Here is a 20,324-nt window from a genome sequence, read left to right on the forward strand (position 1 = left end):
TTTCATGACCAGGCGGGCCCCCACCCGCTGCCTGCCGGATGAGCCGCCTGGCCGGATTGCTGCTCGGTCTGATGACCATCGCCTCCATCGGTCACGGACTGGTGCCGGCGCTGCCGCTCTGGCCGGCCGGGCTGCTTGCCTGGAGTAGTGCCGTCCTGCTCGCCAGCCGAGCCTCCAGGGCCCAGTTCGTCCAGATCGGCTTTCTGCTGCTGATCGGGTTGCTGGCCCTGACTACGGCCGTTTCGCTCGGCGCCGCCGTGCCCTGGCTCAGGCTGCTGGACAGCAATGCCGGACTGCTGTCGATGCTGGCCGCCATCAGTTTTCTGCAATTGCTGCCGATCAAGGCTGAACGGACGGAGTCGACCACCCCGCGCGGTCCGGGCGCCTTTTTCCGCACGCTGCTCAGTGTTGCGGTCTTCGGCGGGTTTATCAATCTCTCGGCCATGCTGCTTGTTGCCGATCGTCTGTCCCGCAAACACCCGCTCAGCGCCTTCGCCTGTCAGTCGATCACCCGGGCCTTTTCCGGATGTCCGGCTTGGTCGCCCTTTTTTGCCGGCATGGCGGTGGTGCTGACCTATGTTCCCGACACCAGGTTGATGCTGGTCATGGCGGTTGGCCTGCCGTTTGCGGTGCTCGGCCTGCTGATCGTGTTTCTTGAGGCGCGTTGGCGCTATTGTCGGGAGCTCCGGGAGTTCGAGGGCTATCCGCTGACCGTGGCCAACCTCTGGCTGCCCTGCCTGCTTGCCGCTGCCGTCGGCCTGGGTCACCTGGCGCTGCCCCGAACCTCGATCATGGATATTATCGCCCTGGCGGCGCTGGTGGTGACCGCCGGCGTGCTTGTCGTCGCGCATGGCGCGGTTGAGGCGGGCCGGAGGATCGGCGGCTTCGTGCAGCGGGGGCTGCCGGCGATGGTCGGTGAGCTGCTGCTCTTCCTGGCCGCCGGGGTGCTGGCCGTCGGTCTGCGTTCGCTGGTCACGGTGATGCACCTGAGCCTGCCGTTGATCACTGAATTTAATGCAACCGCCGCCGGTCTGCTACTCGCGCTGCTCATTGTCCCGTCGATGCTCGGAGCCCATCCGATCATCACCATCTCGGTGGTCGTCCCCTTGCTGGTCCCGCTCGACCCGGATCCCCAGCTGCTGGCGGTGACCTTGTTGTTCGGCTGGGGGCTTGGCACCTGCGCCGGGCCGATGTCCGGCACCCACCTGGTCATGCAGGGACGCTATGGCATCTCCAGCCTGAGAGGGGCGCTCAGAAACTGGCCCTATGTGGCGTTGATGTATCCGGTAGCGCTGCTGTTTCTCTTTCTTGTTGCCCGGATTCGCGGTATCTAAGCCGTCGAGTGCACTGCTGCTGCCGGCCGGCCGAAAGGTGTTGCCCGGATGCCGGGGAAGGGCTAAGGTGCGAAGCAGCGGTGAGATTGACCGGCGGTGCGAAACAGCAATCGTTATGAGGAATAGCGCTGATGAAACGTGATGCATTAGCAATCAAGAGTGACGACAACGTCGCCACGGCGTTGCGCGACCTGCGCAGCGGAGAGACGGTAACGGTCGGCATTGACGAACAGGTGGTGACGGTGGTCATGGTCGACGATGTGACCTTCGGCCATAAATTGGCGATTTCCGCCATCGATGCCGGACAGTCCATCATCAAATACGGTGAAATCATCGGCCGGGCCACCCTCCCGATTCCCGCCGGTGGCCACGCCCATGTCCAGAACATCGAAAGTCTGCGCGGCCGCGGGGATCTCGAGTAACTCGAACGGCTTCCGAAAAACGGAGGAACATCATGGAATTTCAGGGGTATCGTCGTCTTGATGGACGGGTCGGCACACGCAATTACGTCGGCGTCATCTCCACCGTGGTCTGCGCCAACGAGGTGGCCGAAGATATCGCCCGCCAGGTGGACGGCGCAGTCAGCTTCACTCATCACCAGGGCTGTTGCCAGACACCGGTGGATATTCGCCGGGTCAATGAGACGCTGGTCGGGCTCGGCAGTAACCCGAATCTCGCCGCGGTCCTCCTTGTCAGCCTCGGCTGCGAGAGCACGGCCGTCGAAGAGGTGGCCGCGGGTATCCGCCAGGCCGGCAAACAGGTGGAGATCATCGGCATCCAGGAGATCGGCGGCGCTGCCCGGACCCGCGCGGAAGGCACGTTGATCGTTCAGGATCTGGTGGCTGCGGCGTCGGCGCTGCGGCGCGAACCGTGCAGCATTACCGATATCGTGCTCGGCATGAAATGCGGCAGTTCCGACACCACCCAGGGCTTGTCGGCAACGCCGGCGGTCGGTTTCGCCTCGGACACGATTGTTGCCGCCGGTGGGACGACCATCATTGGAGAGATTACCGAATTCATCGGCGCCGAGCATATCATGGCCGCTCATGCCGCCACTCCGGAGATCGGTGAGCAGGTCCTTGACCTGGTCAGGCGCATGGAGGATCGCGCCAAAGCGGTCGGTTGCGATATGCGGGGTGGTCAGCCGACCGGCGGCAATATCAAGGGTGGGTTGACCACCATTGAGGAAAAGTCGCTCGGTGCCATCGCCAAGGCCGGCACGGCGCCGATCCGCGCTGTCTATGAATACGGGGTCCGGCCGACAACCAAGGGCCTGGTGGTGATGGACTCGCCGGGCCGGGAACCGGAGATCCTCACTGGTCTGGCCGCCGCCGGCTGCAACGTGATCGCCTTTGCCACAGGTCGAGGGGCGCCTCAAGGTTTTCCGTTCGTGCCGGTCGTCAAACTGACCGGTAATGCCCGTACTTGGGAGAAGATGCGCGATCATATGGATTTATCCGTTGCCGGTATCATCGACGGCAGCGAGAGCCTGCCGGCCGCCGGGCAACGGCTCGTGGCCGCGCTGCTCGAGGTGGCGTCAGGGAAACGCACCCGGGCGGAAATCACCGGCTATACCCGGGCTATGGACATCTATGTGACCGGGCCGGTCATCTGAGAGGGAAGATCATGAACTATCCGCGTATGGCCGCCGTCAGCCAGCGGCTCGAGGCCGCTCGAATCGAAGATATCGACTCGGTCGTGGCCGAAGAACTGGAACGGGCCGGACTTGCGGATAGGATCCGGCCCGGCAGTCGGGTGGCCATTACCGCCGGCAGTCGCGGCATCACCGACATGACCGCGCTGGTACGGGCCATCGTTGGCGAGATCAGGAACCTGGGTGCGCAGCCGATTATCGTGCCGGCCATGGGCAGCCACGGCGGGGCCACCGCCGCCGGCCAGGCGGAGCTGCTTGCCGATCTCGGTGTCAGTGAGGCGCGGATCGGTGCCCCGGTGATCTCGTCGATGGACGTTGATGAGATCGGCGTGACCGACGATAACATACCGGTGGTGTTGAGCAGCGACGCGCTCGCCTGCGATCATATTCTGATCGTCAATCGCATTAAGCCGCACACCGAGTTCAGCGGGCGGATCGAAAGTGGTTTGACGAAAATGATGGTCATCGGTCTCGGTAAACACCAGGGTGCCATCAACATCCACAACTGGGCGGTTCGCTACGGCTACGAACAGACCTTGATCAGCGCCGGCAAACTGATTATCGATCGGGCGCCGATCACCCTCGGCATCGGTCTCGTCGAGAATGGGTACGGGCAGGCCATGACCATTGCCGCGGTGACGCCGGAGCGATTCATCGAAGAGGAGGCCCGGCTGCTCGAGAGCGCCCGGAAAAGCTGTCCGCACCTGCCGTTTGATCGCTTCGATATTCTGATTGTCGATGAAGCCGGCAAGGAAATCAGCGGCACCGGCATGGATACCAAGGTGATCGGCCGGATCATGAACATCTACGAACCGCCGCTCTCCCACCCGCACATCACCCGGATCGTCCTGCGCGACCTGACCGCCACCTCCCATGGCAACGGGCTCGGCATCGGACTCGTCGATTTCATCACCGAACGGGTGTTTGCCAAGCTCGATCGGCCGACCACCGACGTCAATTGCATCACCGCGGTGACCCCGGAAAAGGGCCGGGTGCCGATCGTCGCCCGGACCGATCGCCAGGCGGTTGAGTTCGCGTTTGCTTCGGCCGGACCGGTAACGGAAAAGGATGTCCGGCTATGCTGGATCCGTAACACCGCGGCGCTTGATCGATTCTTGGTGTCCGAGGCCCTGCTTGCCGAGGTTGCCGAGCATCCGGATCTTAAGGTCTGTTCACCGTTGCAGGCAATGCAGTTCGACGACGCCGGCAATCTGCTGCCGCCACCCTGACGGCGGCGGGAATCCTGCCGTCCCGCCAATCTGCTCACCATCGCCGTACCTTGTTTTTGCCGCTGCCGCGAGACTGGCCGTGCTGCCACTCTCTGACTGCGCCGGCACGGCCAACGAACAGGGAGGAGCCGAGCCGGGCCATACCGGGCCGAGGCGGCCGGGGTGCGGCGGTTGCGGTCGGCTACTGATTTCATTCGGCCCGCAGGGCCTCCACCGGATGCAGCCGGGCGGCGTGAGCGGCCGGCAGGATGCCGGCCAGCAGGCCGATCCCGGCCGCCAGCAATTCGGCATAGAGGGCATACTGCCACGGGGTGTGGGTGGGCAAGGCCGGGATAAAGGCGCCGAGCAGCCAGGCGATGACGGCGCCGGCCAGCAGCCCGGCCAGTCCGCCGATGCCGGCCAGCACCACCGCCTCGCCGAGAAAGAGCAGCATAATCTGCCCTCGCTCGGCACCGATGGCCCTGAGTAGGCCGATTTCCGGGGTCCGTTCGTGGACGGCAATGGTCATGATGGTCATGATTCCGACCCCACCGACCAGCAGCGAGATGGCACCGAGCCCACCGACGGCCAGGGTCAGGATATCGAGCACCGAGCCGAGAACCTTGATCATTTCGTCCTGGGTGGTGATGGTGAAGTCCTCACTGCCGTGCCGCTCGATCAGCACTTTTTTGACCCGCTCGGCAAGGCGGTGCGAGCTGATCCCCTCCTGGTAGAGGATATCGATCTCCATCAATCCGTCTAGATTGAACATGGCCATGGCCCGGCTGGTCGGGATATAAACCGCGTCGTCGAGATCGAAGCCGAGCATCTGGCCTTTCGACTCCATGACGCCGATCACCCGGTACCGCTCACCGCCGATGCGTATGAACCGGCCGAGCGGGCTGGCATCGCGAAACAATTCGTCGGCGACTTTGCTGCCGAGGACCGCAAACGCTCGGGCCGTTCGGGGATCGTCAGCGGGCAGGAAACGGCCGATGGTGACTCCCATCTGCCAGACTTCGCCAACCGAGGAGCCGGAGCCGATGACCGTGGTGCGGCGGGTGCGTTTGGTGTAGGTTGCAGCTGCGTTGCCCTGCACCACCGACACCGTATCGATGACGCCCGGTAGCCGTTTGAGGGCCTGTTCGTCGGCAAAACTCAACGGGCGGATGGTGTTGACCAGGGCGCCGGAGACCCCGGCAGTGGTCGTCTTGCCGGGGTTGATAGCGATCAGGTTGCTGCCGAACTGGGTGAACTCGGCCAACGTGAAGCGATGCACACCTTCGCCGATGGAGGTGAGCAGGACCACCGAGGTGATACCGACGCCGATCCCAAGCAGGGTCAGAAGACTGCGCAACCGCTGATGGAGCAGCGAGGAGATGGCCAGGCGGAAGATGTCGAACAGGGCCATGATCGCTCACCGTCTGGACAACGAGAGGACCGGATCGAGCCGGGCGGCCCGGCGGGCCGGCAGCACGCCGAAGACCAGTCCGGTAAACAGCGCCACACCAACCGCTGCGGCCAGCGACCAGAGCGGTGCGGCGATCGGGAACTGGGGGAAGATCAGCGACATGACCCAGATGGCCAAGGCCGCGATCACCAGGCCGAGGGCGGCACCGATCAAAGACAGGATCGCCGACTCGGCGAGAAACAAGGTGACGATCCGTCGTCCCGGCGTGCCGAGCGCCTTGAGCAAGCCGACTTCACTCGTGCGCTGGGAGACGGCGATGAGCATCACGTTCATGATCAGGATGCCGGCCACCGCCAGGCTGATGGCGGCGATCCCGGCCACGGTCAGGGTCAGCGCGGCAAAGATGCGATCGAAGGTGGCCAGCACTGCATCCTGGGTGATCACCGTGATATCGTCTTCGCCGTCGTGGCGCTCCTTGATGATTCGAACCACCGCTTTTCTGGCGCGCTCGATGGCGTCCCGGTCCCTGGCCTCGATCATGACCCGAAACAAGGCCGGGTTGTTGAACAGGGCTTGGGCGCTGGCAACAGGAACGACGACGATATCGCTCATGTCCAGACCGACCGACTGGCCTTTCTCGGACAGGACACCAATAATGCGATAGCGATAATCCCCGATCCGCAAAGTCTCCCCGAGGGCCGGGGCGGAGCCGAAGAGTTCCTCCTTGAGGGTGTGGCCAAGAACGCAGATCGCTTCCCCCCGTTCCGGGTCGCCGGGCGGTAGAAACCGTCCGGCAGCCATCTCAAGTTGGCGCAGCGGATACAGATCGGCGGTGGAGCCGAGAATGGTCGTCTCCCGTTCCCGCCCCGCGCGGGAGACCGGGGCGGCGCCGACGGAAATCGGGGCGATGTAGCGGATGGCTGACGAGGTGCGCAGGGCCATCGCATCGGCGATGGTCAGATCCCGCGGCGTGATGCCAAGCAGCGGCGGCGCGCCGCCGACCGTTTCCGAACGGCCGGGCAGCACGATGAGCAGGTTGGTGCCGAGCGCGGAGAATTCGCCGATCACATAGCGGCGCGCCCCCTCGCCAAGAGCAGACAGAACCACCACCGAACCGACGCCGATGGCCATGGCCAGCAGCATCAGCACGGTCCTGGTCGGGTAGCCGGTTGCGGCTTTGCCGGCAAAGCGGATGATGTCGATCAGCTTCATGGCCCGGCGGGCGGCGACTGCGCCGTCCCGGTGTCGGTGGCGACGGCCCCGTCCACCATGGTGATCCGTCGTCCGGCCCGGAGCCCCAGGTCCGGGTCGTGGGTCACGACGATCAGCGTGATGCCGTGATGGTTGAGATCCTCAAGGATATCGACCACGTCCTGGCCGGAATGGCGGTCGAGGTTCCCGGTCGGCTCGTCGGCCAGCAGGATATGCGGCTCCATGATTGTCGCCCGGGCGATGGCCACCCGCTGCCGCTGTCCGCCCGACAACTGGTCGGGGCGGTGCCGGGCGCGGTCGCTCAGGCCGAAGGCACTCAGCGCCTCGGTTACTCTGGTTTTGCGTCGAGCACCGTCCATCCCGGCCAGAATCATCGGCAATTCGATATTTTCTGCGGCGGAAAGCCGCGGTATCAGGTGAAAGAATTGAAAGACGAAACCGATCTTGTGGCGGCGCAAGGCCGCCTGGCGTTTGTCGCTGAGCGTCGTCACCGACTCCCCTTCCAGCAGATATTCGCCGCTGTCCGGTCGGTCCAGCAGGCCGATGACGTTGAGCAGGGTCGATTTGCCGGAACCGGACGGTCCCATGATGGAGAGGTACTCTCCGGACCCGATCTGCAGGTCGACGTCACGCAGTGCGATCACCGTCTCGTCGCCGACGACAAATTCCCGGCGGATGTCCTTCAGGTCGATCACTGGTTTTGATTGCTGATGGTTGCCGGCACCCCATCGGCGAGGTCCGGGTGGTCGACGTTGATGACGACCTGCGCCCCTTCTTCCAGGCCGGACACGACCTCGGTGACCACCCAATTACTCAGGCCCGGAGTGAAGGTGACTCGGCTGACGCGCTGCTCGGTTTCATCAAAGCGATACACGGTGTTGCCCTCCTGCACCGCTTCACTGGGGATCATCAGGGTATCGGAGCGGGTCTGGAGGATGATTTCCACGTCGGCGCTGTAGCCGGCCAGCAGGGCAGCAAAGTCTTCCGGATGGTCGAAGGCCACCTCGACATCCACAGTACGAGCCTGTTTTTCCAGGTCGAGCACGTACGGGGCGATCCGCCGCACGGTGCCGGAAAACTCCCGATCCCGATAGGCATCGAGGGTGATCCTGGCCACCATGCCGATGCGAACCGCGGCGCCGTCGACCTCGTCGATCGGGGCGGTCACGTAGAAACAGGTGTTTTCGATCAGGTCAACGACCGGCGGGGTCATGACCCCGACCGGGGACGGGGTGACGAACTCGTTGAGTTCCCCTTCGATCTTGGCGATCACCCCGCCAAACGGGGCGATCAGTCGGGAACGGGTCAGGTTTGCCCGGGCCAGCTCGATCTGGGCTCGGGCCCGCTCGGCCGACGCTCGACCGGCTCGACACTGGTCATTCAGGGCCGCGGCTTCGGTGACGGCGAGTTCCGTCTGCTCGATCGAGCCGATTTTCTGTTTGTACAGGGTAGTGGCCCGCTCGGCCTGGCGCTGTGCTTCTTCGGACCGGCGGCAATGTGCCTCGGCCTGGGCTTCGGCGACCGCCGCCTCCTGCCGCGCCACCTCAAGTTGCGCCTGCAAGTCGTCGTTCCAGATCTCCAGCAACAGGTCACCGGCGGCGACTTGATCACCCTCGCGGATCGGCAGTACCGCGATCTGTCCGCCGATACTCGGTGACAACCGGGCTCGGCGACAGGCCTCGACGGTGCCGGCTCGGGTGTTGGCCACCGTTTTCTCCACGGCGCCGCGCATCACCGGCTTGATTGATACCGGCACGGGCTTCGGCCGGGTCTGCTGCCAGATCAGGCCGGCCAGACCGGCACCGATCAACAGCACGATCAGCCACCACACCGACTTGCGCATCGCTACCCTCCACTTTTTTGATGCTGCTGCTTATCTTGCTGAAATCATATCATACTTACATCAGTGTGTGCTTCTTCACAACGGTATTTTTGGGTATTGATCGGTACAATCCGATGATGGGGCAATTGCTTGAGCGTTGTCTCCTGTTCGGTGATGCGACCGGAGGAATGACGACGGAGCCGCTGCCGGGATTGGCCCTATCGCTTGACAGGGTAAAAACAAACGGCATGGCTGACGTGTCCAGAGGGAAATCGAGAGTATTGGAAGTAATCGGTCGATGATGGCTCTGTTGCAATGAGTGACAAGACATCGTTTTCGGCGTTTTGTAAAAACAGGCCACATAAAAGCACGGCCGGCCAAAAGCGCTATCTTCCAACGAGTTCAACCAGTGTTTCCTTCCCACCATCATTCAAACCGAGCGTTTCGATTTCACGTGAGAGCTGGTCCTCGTCACCATGACCGCCGACGTAGCCATTCAGACGCGCTGCGGCTGTAGAGTCTACCATATCCTGATGGAGGGGATAGATGCGTTTCATCTCTTTAAACAGCACGCCGTGGCCCTTCAAGAGATACTTCTGATGATATTCCTCGGCCATGGTAAAAGACCTCAGTGGCTGCACTTCGGTTTTCACTGCCCGGCCTGTCGTTTGTTCAAGGGCGGTTTTGGAGGCCTCTGCCCGGAGGCGCTGTTCCTTATTGTGGTAAAAGACAGCATTTAGGTATTGTCGTGACCATGGCCGACTCTCCGGGGCATGGCTTTGCCAGAAAATATCAAGCAGTTCGTCATAACTGATACGATTCGGGTCAAAGTCAATCTGGACAGTCTCGGTATGGTCTCCAATAGAGCGGTAACTTGGGGCGTCCGTTTGGCCCCCGGCGTATCCAACGCGCGTCCTGATGACGCCCTCGATTATCCCGAACTGGGATTCGGCACCCCAAAATCAGCCCAGCCCGAAAGATGCAGTTTGGAGCAGGAGCGGTGTGTTTTGATCGATGGGCGGTATCTCCGACGAATCAACAGGTAAGACGGATGTGCGTTTCATTGCATTCTCCGTTGCCCCGGAAGCGTGCTCGGCAGTCAGCATCACCATAAGACAGCCAAGTGCGATAATTGCAATCGATTCGATAGAGAGAATATATTCACTGATGTAGCTATATGTTTTTTCCATTATCTCTAGCCTCCTCTTTTCCTCTCGCTCCCGAACTTCGTTCGCCTCAGGACAGACAGCAGTGCCGCTGGTTCGTATACTTACGACAATAACCATTTTCGGTTGGAGTTCTGTAAAGATTCGGCAAAGAATGCAGTGCTTGACGCACATAACCCTTAGCAGTTCGGCTGATTAGCTTGTTGTGCATGGATGTTCGAATTTTGCAATACGAATCTAATTGAGTTACAATTGTCCTGAGATAGAATACAGAATGAATGATAGGTATTTTTGAAATGCATGAGAAACGTGAAGATCTTTTAAACAATGGAAACTTCAAAAAATTCTGAATTTCGTTCAAGAACGAGGCGCGCAAGATAATTTTTCCGCGGGCATATTCATGATATCCCAAGGGTAAAATTTGATTGCGTTACGATGGGATTAGGCGGAATGACATTTTTTCAAGGTTTCCCAATTTTATTGCTGTTGCTACAACGTATCATGGTCCCAAATACATGCGATTCTGTATGAGATTGTTGTCCTCTTTTCCGCTATTCGAAATAGCATGCATTCTGCGCCACAATTTTTTGAACAAAAGTTTACCTTTTGTGCTTCACGGTAAAGCTGTTTTTAATGATGTTAAAATGACGTAACAATCCACCAAAAAGGAAAACTGGAGGTCAACCACTATGGCTAAGAACGAGTATAAAGGAACGACCAACGATGCAGGAATTCCTGTATCAAGTGATGAGTTTTCTTTGAGTGTTGGACCTGACGGTCCGATTCTGCTGCATGATCATTATCTCATGGAGCAGATGGCGGCTTTCAACCGTGAGATGATCCCTGATCGCCAGCCGCACGCCAAAGGGTCAGGCGCCTTTGGTTACTTTGAAGCCACCCAGGATGTCAGCGCCTATACCAAGGCAGCACTCTTTCAGTCTGGAACGAAAACGGACGTACTGGCCAGATTTTCCACTGTTGCCGGTGAAGCAGGAAGCCCCGACACCTGGCGGGATGTGCGCGGTTTTGCCCTCAAGTTCTACACCACTGAGGGGAATTACGATATGGTGGGCAACAATACGCCGGTCTTTTTCCTTCGCGACCCGATGAAATTCCACCACTTTATTCATTCCCAGAAACGTCGCGCCGACAGCGGACTTCGTGATGCTGACATGCAATGGGATTTCTGGACACTTTCCCCTGAGTCAGCCCACCAGGTTACCATCCTGATGAGTGATCGTGGCGTGCCCAAAAGTTATCGCAATATGAACGGCTATACCAGCCATACCTACATGTGGGTCAATGCCAAAGGGGAAAAATTCTGGGTCAAATATCATTTTAAAACTGATCAGGGTATTGAAAATTTGACCCAGGAAGAAGCGGACCGTATTGCCGGATCCGATGCGGATTATCATCGTCGTGATCTGTTTAATGCCATAAAAGACGGTAATTTTCCGAGTTGGACGCTCAAGGTTCAGATCATGCCGTTTGAGGAAGCAAAAAGCTATCGCTTCAATCCTTTTGATCTAACCAAGGTCTGGCCGCATAAAGATTATCCGCTGCATGAAGTAGGCAAACTGACGCTGAACCGCAACCCTACCGATTTCCACTCCGAAATCGAGCAGGCCGCTTTTGAGCCGAACAACCTGGTCCCAGGAATTGGTGCCAGCCCTGACAAAATGCTGTTGGCCCGCTTGATTTCTTATGCAGATGCACATAGGGCAAGACTTGGAGTTAATTACAGACAGATTCCGGTTAACCGGCCCATTGCCCCTGTCAACAGCTACAACAAAGGCGGGACCATGCGCTTTGATAAGGTCTCCGATCCTGTTTACGCGCCTAACTCCAAAGGGGGACCAACGCCGGATCCGAAACGGTATCCTGAAGATGCAGTCTGGAGTGCGAGCGGCGACTTTCTCCGGGCAGCCTATACTCTGCGAAAAGATGATGATGATTTCAGTCAACCCGGCGCTCTTGTCCGCGAGGTCATGGATGACGCGCAGCGTGACCGACTGGTAAATAATGTCGTCGGCAGCCTTTCCGGGGTTTCAGAACCGGTGCTGGAAAGAGTGTTTCAATACTGGCGCAGTATTGATCAGACAATCGGAGATCGTATAGCCCGGGAGGTTAAGGGGGCCTGATCTCCGTCCCAAAGATTGTATAACCGGTTCAACTCCCGCCATCTGCGGGAGTTGAACCATACGTCCGCCGATACTCGGTGACAATCTGGCCCGGCGACAGGCCTCGACGGAGCCGACCCGTGTGTTGGGCACCATTTCCTCCAGGGTACCCCGCACCACCGGTTTGATCGATACCGGGCCGGGCTCCGGCCGGGTCGGCTGCCGGATCTGGCCGGCCAGGTCGGTACCGATCAGCAGCACGATCAGCCACAACACCGGCTTGCGCATTGTCGACCTCCCGCTCCTCGTTCTGTCTTGTATCTGCCTGAAATATATGTCATCCTGTCAACAACCCTGAATACTTCACAACGCCTTTCTTGTTGTTGTTGGGCGATACGGTCTTTTCTCGGGGCATGGTTGTGGCGTGTTCAGGGAGCTGCGCCGGTGGTTTTTCGGTGCCTTTGGAAGCAGTCCGCGAGCGGTTGGCTTTTTCAGAGCATGGTCTTGGTTGGCGATGGTCAAATCCGTCATTCACTTTTTCCTTGTCTTCGCGCTGATCGTCGTTGGTACCACGGCAGCAGAAGATCGACAGGACCTGGACGTCTATTTCTTCTACAGTGCCAATTGCCCCCACTGTCACCACCAGATGGGCCTGATGCAGGCCATCACCGCCAACAACCCGGAGGTGACGGTCCATTTCCACGAGATCTCGAAGTCATCCTCCCTTTGGCGAAGATTTCTCGAGGATCACTCCATCGGCTATGGCGGTGTCCCACGTACCTTTGTCGGTGAAACCACCTTCATCGGTTATGCCGAGTCCGGGGTGGCACTGACCTTTTCAAGCGAACTGCAGGGTTATCTCGGCAACAGGGTGCAGATCGTCAAGGCCGTCGAGAAGGCGCTCGGTCACCCGGTTTCACTCGGCTCCTATGGCGAGACCGCGGAGACAGATGGACAGAGGGGTGGTGACCAATTCTGGCCGCTGCTGCTGCCGTTGCTGTTTGCCTTGAGCTATTTGCCGTTGCGCCGCCGGTTGGCCAGTGCCGAGCGCAAGCGTCTCTGGCTCGGCGGCTTGATCGGCGCTGCCATCCTCGCAATTTTTCTTCTTCTGGCGGTACTGCCTGAAACCGTAGTGCAGTCGGGGGCCCAGAGGCTGCCCTATCCGCTCTTCGTCTTCACTATTGCCCTGGCCGATGGGTTCAATCCCTGCGCCTTCACTGTGCTGGTTATCCTGCTCAGCCTGCTCTCCTACACCAAAAATCGACGGGACATGCTGCTGCTCGGCACCACCTTCATCGCCACCTCCGCGGTTATGTACTTCCTGTTCATCATGGCTCTGGTGCTGCTCGGCGGGTTCTTCCTTGAACGCTTCGGACGGGTGATCATGTTGTTGCTCGGCGCCCTGGTCACCGGGGCCGGTCTGCTCAATATCAAGGATTTCTTTTTTTTGAAGAAAGGGTTCTCCCTTGGCCTGTCCGAAGAGCAGCAGCTGCGCTTCAGCAAGAAAGCGTCACGGATCGTCAAGGGGCTGGGTCGGCCAGGGGCCCGGCTGGGTCTGGCGGTGGGTGGCACGATCATGCTAGGGATCTTCGTCAACCTGGTGGAACTCGGCTGCACGGCAATCCTGCCGGCCGTCTACCTGACCACCCTGGTGAGCCGATACGACGGACTTTCGGCTTATAGCGGCTGGACCGCCTTCTACTGCCTGGTCTATATCCTGCCGCTGCTGGCCATCCTGCTCAACTTCGTCTATGTCTTCAAATCGGTGCGGTTAACGGAGAACCAGGGTCGCTTGTTGAAGCTGACCGCCGGCGCCTTCATGCTCTTTTTCGGCCTGCTGATGATCTTCAAACCGGAACTGCTGGCGTTTGGCTGAGAACCGGGGACGGTTCCGGTGTCCCTGAAGATGTCCGGTGGTTGATTTTCGTTACCGGCACTCCTTGACGTGCACCTTCTGCCCATTTTTTTTCTCCGACCACATACTTTTTCTCATGATATCGGTCGCTCATGGTGGTATTTTTAGCGTATAGCCTTTCTCCCTGAGAAGAGGGAGCACACTTTTTTCCCAGATTGACTGAAAAGGCATGTTTTTTTTGCGGCCCGAGGTTTTGGAGAGGATCTCGATACAATATGCTGCTGTCTTCACCGCAGGCCGATATTTTTTCCCCGCAGGAGAATCAACAGATCCAGAGGCTTTCAAGCCGTGCCCGGACCGTGCACGGGGAGTGAATCAGTGCATCCGTACGCTCAACAGAGTTGAGAAGTGAAGCAAGGAGGGGCGGATGAGCAGTAATCGCGATAGCGGTGGTTTTTCAGCGAGTGGGTCAGGGACATGTGCCGAATCGAATAAGGTGTCAACGATCTTGCCGATCAACTTTCGCCTACGATGCCCCCAGTTACGCGTCAACGTAGCGGGACACCCTGGTCGGAGAACGCGTGCGCTTCTCTTTGCAGTGAGTCTTCTGTGCGGTCTGGTGCTAATTGGCTTTCCCGCCTTTGTGGTTGCCCAGATAGGCAACCCACCATTTCCGAACCCTTCTATTGGTGTAATTACCATCTTGATTGGAGAGAGTGACGAAAATGCAGTGGAATTTGACAATGAAGGTTTTCTGGATATCTATGGCACACCAAACAACCTCAACATCCTGAACAACAGCTGATGGCTAACCATATGCAACAACGACGGCATTCTGTACAACAACGGTACCTTGAAGAACAGCGGTGCTTTAATAAACAGGGGAACTCTGGACAACAGCGGCATCCTGAACAACAACTATCATTTGACAAACTTCGACACTCTGAACAACAGTGGTGCCATGGTGCTCGAAACCGGAAGTTCGTTTTTTCAGTATCCTGGCGGCCAATATACCGGCAGCGGCCTTTTGCTTGTTTATGGTGGTGCACAGGTATTCAGGTGGAATGGCAGCAGCTTTGTCTCCGGGAATATCGTTAATTTTTCCAACGATTGTCAATCATAAAGCCCCAGTGCGGCGTTTGGCATAAGTCGTTTTCCAAACCCTGAAGGAGCGGCGCAATGTCAGTCCAAGTCGCCAGTGAAAAATATTCGCCTCCCATTTTTCCATAACCGGTTGCATCGCCGAAATCTTTTGCCGCCGAGTCGTTGCACCCGGGACGTTAATTCTTACCGGCACATCATCTTTGTTGGCTATTCGCATGACTCTTCCTTGTCTTAATGCTTTACTTTCATTGAGCCTTGTCTCCAGATATCCAGGGAAAACCCCCTTCAGGCTTTACCCAACCAGTTGGTCTGAACAAGCGCTTACTGTCAATCTATGCTACAGCGTGGTCAAATGGCAAATGTACCTGGCGTGCGATCGGGGAGTTGCTTGATGCAGGACTGGTGTGATAGCTGGTAATGGGAGAGGAGTTTGTTTGGTGTGCCCGGAGAAAACCCCTCGCCTCAAGGCGAATACGTTAGTAGGTTTTAGATATTATGGTATATTATCGTAAGGGCTCTTATTCAGTATACGATTTCAAGATTCACTGAATGGAGATAATTGGAGATGATTACACAAAAAGCTACCAACATTACTTGGCATCAGGGCAATATCACTCCGGCTGATCGCGAGCGGTTATTAAATCAGAAAGGTGTGGTCCTCTGGTTTACGGGTTTGTCGGCCTCGGGTAAATCGACCCTGGCCCTTAGCGTGGAGGAACGGTTGTTCGAAATGGGTCACCTGACCAGCGTACTTGATGGTGACAATATCCGTCACGGTTTAAATAAAAACCTCGGTTTTTCACCCGAGGATCGTGAAGAGAATATCCGCCGCATCGGGGAAGTTTCGAAATTGTTCGCCGATGCCGGGGTCATCACCATGACAGCGTTTATTTCCCCCTATCGTGCAGACCGTGATAAAGCCCGTGAGCGGCTTTCCGAAGGTCGTTTTATTGAAATATATATGCAGGTCCCCTTGCATATCGCCGAACAACGCGATCCCAAGGGGCTTTATGAGAAAGCTCGCAAGGGTGAAATCAAGGAATTCACCGGTATTTCGGCACCCTATGAAGAACCTCTGAAGCCGGAACTCATTGTTGATACAGGAAAGCTAAACGTGAAGGAGAGTACCGACCTGGTTTTGAATTACCTGAAAGGTAAGAACATTATTTAAGCGCCGCGGGCATGAACCGCATATTCTTGAAAAGGGTTTTTCACGCATCAACTCTTCTTGGAAAAAGGCGATATGCGAGGGAAGATGTAAGGGCAGTAGCGGCCTGGCGCCGCAAGGGCAGGTACCGCCACAAACCAGCTATTGCCCCTGAATCTCGGGGGGTATGGAACTCTTTCGTTGCCTGATACTCAGGACGGGAACCGGGGAATGGCGAAAAGTCTTCTCGGCATTGGAACCGACAAGTGTCCGGCTGAGATTGCCGCGCCCCTTGCTCCCCATTACCACCAGATCGATATTTTCCTTGTCGATGGTATTGAGAATTTCATCAAAGGGCATACCGATCCGGATGAGGAATTCAAATTTCCCGGCGAGATGGGGAAAGGAATTTGCGACCAGGTTCTCGATTTTTTTCTTCCGTACATCCGTGTTCTTGGCAAGGTACTGCTCCACTATGGCAGGGTCGTTAAAATAAGAGCTTAACACTTTCATTGCGTCCAGGTCACGGGCGTGGATCACGTTGATGATGACGATTTTCGCCTTTGGCGGGGCGACTGCCATGGCATACTCAAGGGTTTCCTGGGAATAATCACTGAAATCAACACAGACCAGCACCTTCTCAATTTTCCTCATATTTGTAAACCTCCTCTAAAAGAAAAACTCAAATTCGCCCCTGCCCTGCCGGTTAAAAATCGCGCTGTTTTTTCGCCTGGGCGAAACGGTGTCCCGCGAGAAGGGCCTTGTCGCACCATCCGCATTTCTTGAGGGCAACCGTCGAGCCAGCTACTAACTTGGTTAAGTATGCACTTCTCAGTTGTGTGCGTCAAGTTCTGCAATTTGCTTTCATAGCATGTGGTGGTATGCAGGAGGGTCGGCGATCGCCGGCCCTCCTGCGGTTCACGCTGCAAGTTCCATCAACAGCTGCTTTTTGTGCTCTCTGAGCAAATTCATATCCAAGTACCGGTGCGCCTCGATCCAGTTCTCGTGGGTCTCAACGGCTAACGCCCGTACCAGACGCAGGCAGCTCTGTTGAGGTTGGTCGTCAATAGTGGACACGAAAACCCTATGCAGCTTTTTGCATTTGGTAAAACCGGCGCTCGTAAGCGGCCGGTGAAAGATAACCGAGTTTCTTTTGCTTTCTCTGGCGGTTGTAAAAGATCTCAAGGTACTCTTGGATATCTCGCTTCGCCTCCTGCCTGGTCTGGTAATGCCGGTGGAAGGTCAACTCAATTTTCAGAGAGCCCCAGAAGCTTTCAATCGGGGCGTTGTCATAGCAATCGCCACGGCGGCTCATAGAGGACTTCATCTCAAATTGTTTTAAAAGCTTACGATATTCCCTTGAGCAGTACTGGCTGCCACGGTCCGAATGATGAATAAGGCCGGCAGCAGGTCGTTTGACCGCCACGGCTTTAAACAGCGACTCGCTGACCAGATTCCTGGTCATTCGGTTGCTCATGGCGTAGCCAACGATTTCGCCGGTACAGATATCCTTGTGGCCGGCCAGATACAGCCACTCCTCATTGGTGGGAATGTAGGTTATGTACGTCAGCCACATCTGATTGGGAGCGGCGGCTGCAAAATTCTGGGAAACCAAGTTTTGGACCACCGGCAGACCGTGATTGGAATTGGTGGTCGCTTTAAATTTTCTCTTCTGGCGGCAGCGGAAGCCGAGTTCGCGGCGCAATCTCTTGATCCGGCAAACCCCAACATTCATCCCATGATCAGCCAAGTCCGCTTGCAAACGCTCCGCGCTGTAGCTCTCCCTGGTTCGGCGATTGGCAGCCTTGATCTCTACCGTCAACCTGGCGTCCTCCCACTGTCGGCGCGATGGTGGCCTGGTGCGCCAGGCATAGTAACCACTCAGGGATACTGCCAAAGCCTGGGTCAACGCCGGCACGGGATAGGTGGGTCGCATAGCTTCTATGAGCGCGTACCGGGCAGCGACTCATTGGCAAAATGCGCGGCTGCTTTTTTTTAGATATCGCGCTCCATCCGGACCGTCGCCGGTTCCTTCTTGATCTTGGCCAGTTCAATCTCCACCTCGGTCAGTGGGCGTCGATCTTTGCCGATGGTGCCAAGCTTACCCGCCTTGGCCGCCCGTACCCAGGATTCAAGAGTACTTTTCGGCAATGAGAGCCGCTGGGCAGCTTGTCCGGTAGGCAGGCCATCCTCCAATACAAACCGGGCGGCTTCTTCCCGGAGTTCCTTTGTGTACCGACCGTTCGGAATCTTTTCTATGATGACACCTCCACTCTGATTTATGAATGATCAGAGGTTTCGTGTCCATCATTTTCAGCCTACCTCATCCGGACGTCCCTAAATATCGGGGTGGCAATAGCTTTGGTATCCATGAACCCCGCCTTGCCGAGAGCCAATTCTCCCTGGAGGACCTTCTGCAGCCTGATCGCTGGTTCCTTGCTTCCTGCCGAGTAGCTCCTCCGTTTTCCCTGGAAGGTTACGAATACGAACCACGGCCCGTTCTTCCGTTTACGCCTGATCGTCACTGCCATTTTGCACCTCACATCGCTTGATTGCTGCCCGAAGCAGGTTGCAGCAACTCATCTTGACGCGGCCGGGGTTGTTCGTCTTTGCGTACCGTTCCTCAAGGCATTTCTCGATCACGTTCTTGCTCCAGCGACCAGAATAGCCGGGGAACTTCGCTTCTTTTGGCAACTTCGATAGCTGCTCAGCGGTCCATGGGATGATGTCAGCAGGTTTTATATCCTTTGCCAGAGTGCTCACGTCTTCGGTTCTGATAGCCATGCTGTTCTCCTATAATTGAGGATTGAATGGGTGTAATTACCCGATAATTATAGGAAAATTAAAACATGCATAATATTGATTTGTCAATTTTCTGACTTAATTTCAATTATTTAGCAGTGAATTGATTGGCTACCAGAGAAGAGTAGAACTTCAGAGCAGCGGAGTTGGCATCAGATAATGACTGGGACTGCGGTTTCGGCTCGATAATTCACTCGAATATATATAGGTATGCGCAGGGGAGGCTTTGCAGGTTGTTTTGTGTGTTGGGAAGAATTAGCAAAGCCTTATATTGGCGAATTTTTCAGAATGCGAAATGGAGTTCGTAGAGACTGCCTTAAAGAAGATCCATCACTTTCGTGCCACTTCTCCTTTTCGGCTTTACGGATAAAAAATTCCGGATTTTTAGAAAAATAGAATTTCTAAAACTCGATCATTCCGCAACACTTTGTAATACTATCATAAAATATCTTGCCAAAACTGGCCTATTTTGTGCAAATACCAGAAGAAGGTTAACCTCAAGAAAGAGGTGTTTACGTGAAGAAAATAATGTTTTCTCTAGTTGTGATATTGATTTACGCTGTTAGTGCACATGCTCTGTTACTTACACCTAATGACTGGGACGATTTGCTCTACGATGATTTGATTGGTAATGATGCAGGTCAAGCTGCCATCGATGTTATCCTAGCTGGTGAAGGTATAACTGATTTAGCATATAAGCAGAATGTAGGTGGTGCTGAAGAGGGACCTTGGGCCAGTTATTATACAACTGATTTCTTTAATTCACCAACTGACCCTGCAGAAGCGACCATCGCTTGGGATGGTGGAATGAACCTGTCTGGCGGTTATTTACTCGTAAAAGATGGCAACCAGACTCCAGCATGGTATCTGTTTGATTTGGGAACCAGAGGCTGGAATGGAAGGGAAACTATTTATCTTGAAGATTTTTGGCCTCAGCAGGGAGCGATAAGCCACGTCAGTTTCTACAATAGCGAGCCTGCTGCTCCAGTACCCGAACCAACCACCATGCTTCTTCTCGGAACTGGTATCGCCAGTCTAGCAGCTATAGGTCGTAGATGGAGAAAGTAAAAGTTTCCATTTAGCTGGAATTTTAAGGCAGGGCTTCGGCTCTGCCTTTTTTTATTGCCTTTGATAAGGTCAAACATATTCAAAAAAGCAATAGATTAGAGGTGGCCCCGGAAATTTGGACAAGCCGTTAAGTGGAAGATCTGCTACCATTTTGACTGGCCAAATGGCTATAACAATGGAGCAGAAACATGGCAAAGAAAAGACGAAGAAAACATTCCGGGGCCTTCAAGGCAAAAGTGGCATTGGCAGCTCTCGCCGGAGACAAGACTCTTGCTGAGCTGGCACAACAGTTCGAGGTTCACCCGAACCAAATTACCCAGTGGAAAAAGCAGTTGAGCGAACATGCCGCCGATGTTTTCGATACCGGCAAGAAAGAAGAGCAACCGATTGATATCAAGGCATTGCATGCCAAGATCGGTCA

20 protein-coding genes and 2 pseudogenes are annotated in these 20,324 nt (G+C 56.4%); 11 read left to right on the top strand and 11 right to left on the bottom strand.

Annotated elements, in window-relative coordinates:
* Positions 1 to 38 precede the first annotated feature (38 nt).
* The 4 genes from BUC26_RS06310 to BUC26_RS06325 all read left to right on the top strand — a co-directional run bounded on the left by BUC26_RS06310 (position 39) and on the right by BUC26_RS06325 (position 4,217).
* On the top strand, positions 39 to 1,334 hold the full coding sequence (locus BUC26_RS06310) for a hypothetical protein (RefSeq protein ID WP_073374372.1): 1,296 nt from the start codon (positions 39 to 41) through the stop codon (positions 1,332 to 1,334).
* A gap of 131 nt (positions 1,335 to 1,465) precedes the next feature.
* Positions 1,466 to 1,756: a UxaA family hydrolase gene (locus tag BUC26_RS06315; RefSeq protein WP_073374374.1), complete on the top strand. Its 291-nt coding sequence runs from the start codon at positions 1,466 to 1,468 to the stop codon at positions 1,754 to 1,756.
* A gap of 32 nt (positions 1,757 to 1,788) precedes the next feature.
* Positions 1,789 to 2,949, top strand: a complete 1,161-nt coding sequence (locus tag BUC26_RS06320; RefSeq protein ID WP_073374376.1) for a UxaA family hydrolase — start codon at positions 1,789 to 1,791, stop codon at positions 2,947 to 2,949.
* A gap of 11 nt (positions 2,950 to 2,960) precedes the next feature.
* Entirely contained in the window at positions 2,961 to 4,217 is a 1,257-nt protein-coding gene (locus BUC26_RS06325) for a nickel pincer cofactor-dependent isomerase, group 22 (RefSeq protein WP_073374378.1), read from the top strand.
* A 190-nt stretch (positions 4,218 to 4,407) separates the two neighbouring features.
* On the opposite strand, the gene BUC26_RS06330 is transcribed toward BUC26_RS06325, so the two are convergent.
* From BUC26_RS06330 to BUC26_RS22665, 6 genes and pseudogenes are all read right to left on the bottom strand, one after another.
* Positions 4,408 to 5,607, bottom strand: a complete 1,200-nt coding sequence (locus tag BUC26_RS06330; protein ID WP_073374380.1) for an ABC transporter permease — start codon at positions 5,605 to 5,607, stop codon at positions 4,408 to 4,410.
* A 6-nt stretch (positions 5,608 to 5,613) separates the two neighbouring features.
* Positions 5,614 to 6,819 carry an ABC transporter permease gene (locus BUC26_RS06335; RefSeq protein WP_073374383.1) on the bottom strand — a complete coding sequence of 402 codons (1,206 nt, stop codon included), beginning with the start codon at positions 6,817 to 6,819 and terminating at the stop codon, positions 5,614 to 5,616.
* Complete coding sequence (locus BUC26_RS06340; RefSeq protein ID WP_073374385.1) at positions 6,816 to 7,514, bottom strand: ABC transporter ATP-binding protein; 699 nt, start codon at positions 7,512 to 7,514, stop codon at positions 6,816 to 6,818. The genes BUC26_RS06335 and BUC26_RS06340 overlap by 4 nt, the downstream gene beginning before the upstream one ends.
* Positions 7,511 to 8,662 (bottom strand): efflux RND transporter periplasmic adaptor subunit, encoded by a 1,152-nt coding sequence (locus tag BUC26_RS06345; protein WP_073374387.1) that lies wholly within the window; start codon positions 8,660 to 8,662, stop codon positions 7,511 to 7,513. The genes BUC26_RS06340 and BUC26_RS06345 overlap by 4 nt, the downstream gene beginning before the upstream one ends.
* A gap of 365 nt (positions 8,663 to 9,027) precedes the next feature.
* Positions 9,028 to 9,591 (bottom strand): annotated as a pseudogene (locus tag BUC26_RS24390) (peptide-methionine (S)-S-oxide reductase MsrA); the annotation flags it as partial.
* Between the two features lie 12 nt (positions 9,592 to 9,603).
* Positions 9,604 to 9,831, bottom strand: coding sequence for a hypothetical protein (locus BUC26_RS22665; RefSeq protein WP_084540493.1), 228 nt, complete (start codon positions 9,829 to 9,831; stop codon positions 9,604 to 9,606).
* A gap of 665 nt (positions 9,832 to 10,496) precedes the next feature.
* On the opposite strand from BUC26_RS22665, the gene BUC26_RS06355 reads away from it, so the two are divergent.
* From BUC26_RS06355 to BUC26_RS06370, 4 genes are all read left to right on the top strand, one after another.
* Positions 10,497 to 11,948 (top strand): catalase, encoded by a 1,452-nt coding sequence (locus BUC26_RS06355; RefSeq protein WP_073374389.1) that lies wholly within the window; start codon positions 10,497 to 10,499, stop codon positions 11,946 to 11,948.
* A gap of 121 nt (positions 11,949 to 12,069) precedes the next feature.
* Positions 12,070 to 12,285: a hypothetical protein gene (locus BUC26_RS06360; RefSeq protein WP_073374391.1), complete on the top strand. Its 216-nt coding sequence runs from the start codon at positions 12,070 to 12,072 to the stop codon at positions 12,283 to 12,285.
* Between the two features lie 156 nt (positions 12,286 to 12,441).
* Entirely contained in the window at positions 12,442 to 13,803 is a 1,362-nt protein-coding gene (locus BUC26_RS06365; RefSeq protein ID WP_073374393.1) for a hypothetical protein, read from the top strand.
* Positions 13,804 to 14,209: 406 nt separating this feature from the next.
* Positions 14,210 to 14,587, top strand: coding sequence for a hypothetical protein (locus BUC26_RS06370; protein ID WP_073374395.1), 378 nt, complete (start codon positions 14,210 to 14,212; stop codon positions 14,585 to 14,587).
* A gap of 66 nt (positions 14,588 to 14,653) precedes the next feature.
* Here BUC26_RS06370 and BUC26_RS22915 read toward each other — a convergent pair whose 3' ends face one another.
* Both BUC26_RS22915 and BUC26_RS06380 read right to left on the bottom strand, forming a co-directional pair.
* Positions 14,654 to 14,899 carry a hypothetical protein gene (locus BUC26_RS22915; protein WP_143165929.1) on the bottom strand — a complete coding sequence of 82 codons (246 nt, stop codon included), beginning with the start codon at positions 14,897 to 14,899 and terminating at the stop codon, positions 14,654 to 14,656.
* Positions 14,900 to 15,103, bottom strand: a complete 204-nt coding sequence (locus tag BUC26_RS06380; RefSeq protein WP_073374399.1) for a hypothetical protein — start codon at positions 15,101 to 15,103, stop codon at positions 14,900 to 14,902.
* Positions 15,104 to 15,451: 348 nt separating this feature from the next.
* Here BUC26_RS06380 and cysC point away from each other — a divergent pair, with 348 nt between their 5' ends.
* Positions 15,452 to 16,057 (top strand): adenylyl-sulfate kinase, encoded by a 606-nt coding sequence (gene cysC, locus BUC26_RS06385; protein WP_073374401.1) that lies wholly within the window; start codon positions 15,452 to 15,454, stop codon positions 16,055 to 16,057.
* Between the two features lie 138 nt (positions 16,058 to 16,195).
* Here cysC and BUC26_RS06390 read toward each other — a convergent pair whose 3' ends face one another.
* The 3 genes and pseudogenes from BUC26_RS06390 to BUC26_RS06410 form a co-directional block, all read right to left on the bottom strand.
* Positions 16,196 to 16,687, bottom strand: coding sequence for a universal stress protein (locus BUC26_RS06390; RefSeq protein WP_073374403.1), 492 nt, complete (start codon positions 16,685 to 16,687; stop codon positions 16,196 to 16,198).
* 430 nt (positions 16,688 to 17,117) lie between these two features.
* Positions 17,118 to 18,292, bottom strand: a pseudogene (locus BUC26_RS06395) (IS3 family transposase).
* A 249-nt stretch (positions 18,293 to 18,541) separates the two neighbouring features.
* Positions 18,542 to 18,817, bottom strand: coding sequence for a hypothetical protein (locus BUC26_RS06410; protein ID WP_073374411.1), 276 nt, complete (start codon positions 18,815 to 18,817; stop codon positions 18,542 to 18,544).
* A gap of 534 nt (positions 18,818 to 19,351) precedes the next feature.
* On the opposite strand from BUC26_RS06410, the gene BUC26_RS06415 reads away from it, so the two are divergent.
* Complete coding sequence (locus BUC26_RS06415; RefSeq protein WP_073374413.1) at positions 19,352 to 19,903, top strand: PEP-CTERM sorting domain-containing protein; 552 nt, start codon at positions 19,352 to 19,354, stop codon at positions 19,901 to 19,903.
* Positions 19,904 to 20,091: 188 nt separating this feature from the next.
* A partial coding sequence (locus tag BUC26_RS06420) for an IS3 family transposase (protein WP_073374415.1) occupies positions 20,092 to 20,324 on the top strand: 233 nt, incomplete at its 3' end.

The sequence above is a fragment of the Desulfofustis glycolicus DSM 9705 genome, assembly GCF_900130015.1.
Taxonomy (GTDB): domain Bacteria; phylum Desulfobacterota; class Desulfobulbia; order Desulfobulbales; family Desulfocapsaceae; genus Desulfofustis; species Desulfofustis glycolicus.

Coding starts and splice junctions, on each gene's coding strand:
- BUC26_RS06380 (WP_073374399.1), bottom strand. CDS start 15,103: ATGCGAATAGCCAACAAAGATGATGTGCCGGTAAGAATTAACGTCCCG.
- BUC26_RS06315 (WP_073374374.1), top strand. CDS start 1,466: ATGAAACGTGATGCATTAGCAATCAAGAGTGACGACAACGTCGCCACG.
- BUC26_RS06310 (WP_073374372.1), top strand. CDS start 39: ATGAGCCGCCTGGCCGGATTGCTGCTCGGTCTGATGACCATCGCCTCC.
- BUC26_RS06330 (WP_073374380.1), bottom strand. CDS start 5,607: ATGGCCCTGTTCGACATCTTCCGCCTGGCCATCTCCTCGCTGCTCCAT.
- BUC26_RS22665 (WP_084540493.1), bottom strand. CDS start 9,831: ATGGAAAAAACATATAGCTACATCAGTGAATATATTCTCTCTATCGAA.
- BUC26_RS06335 (WP_073374383.1), bottom strand. CDS start 6,819: ATGAAGCTGATCGACATCATCCGCTTTGCCGGCAAAGCCGCAACCGGC.
- BUC26_RS06320 (WP_073374376.1), top strand. CDS start 1,789: ATGGAATTTCAGGGGTATCGTCGTCTTGATGGACGGGTCGGCACACGC.
- BUC26_RS06355 (WP_073374389.1), top strand. CDS start 10,497: ATGGCTAAGAACGAGTATAAAGGAACGACCAACGATGCAGGAATTCCT.
- BUC26_RS06390 (WP_073374403.1), bottom strand. CDS start 16,687: ATGAGGAAAATTGAGAAGGTGCTGGTCTGTGTTGATTTCAGTGATTAT.
- cysC (WP_073374401.1), top strand. CDS start 15,452: ATGATTACACAAAAAGCTACCAACATTACTTGGCATCAGGGCAATATC.
- BUC26_RS06325 (WP_073374378.1), top strand. CDS start 2,961: ATGAACTATCCGCGTATGGCCGCCGTCAGCCAGCGGCTCGAGGCCGCT.
- BUC26_RS06345 (WP_073374387.1), bottom strand. CDS start 8,662: ATGCGCAAGTCGGTGTGGTGGCTGATCGTGCTGTTGATCGGTGCCGGT.
- BUC26_RS06365 (WP_073374393.1), top strand. CDS start 12,442: ATGGTCAAATCCGTCATTCACTTTTTCCTTGTCTTCGCGCTGATCGTC.
- BUC26_RS06370 (WP_073374395.1), top strand. CDS start 14,210: ATGAGCAGTAATCGCGATAGCGGTGGTTTTTCAGCGAGTGGGTCAGGG.
- BUC26_RS06410 (WP_073374411.1), bottom strand. CDS start 18,817: ATGGCTATCAGAACCGAAGACGTGAGCACTCTGGCAAAGGATATAAAA.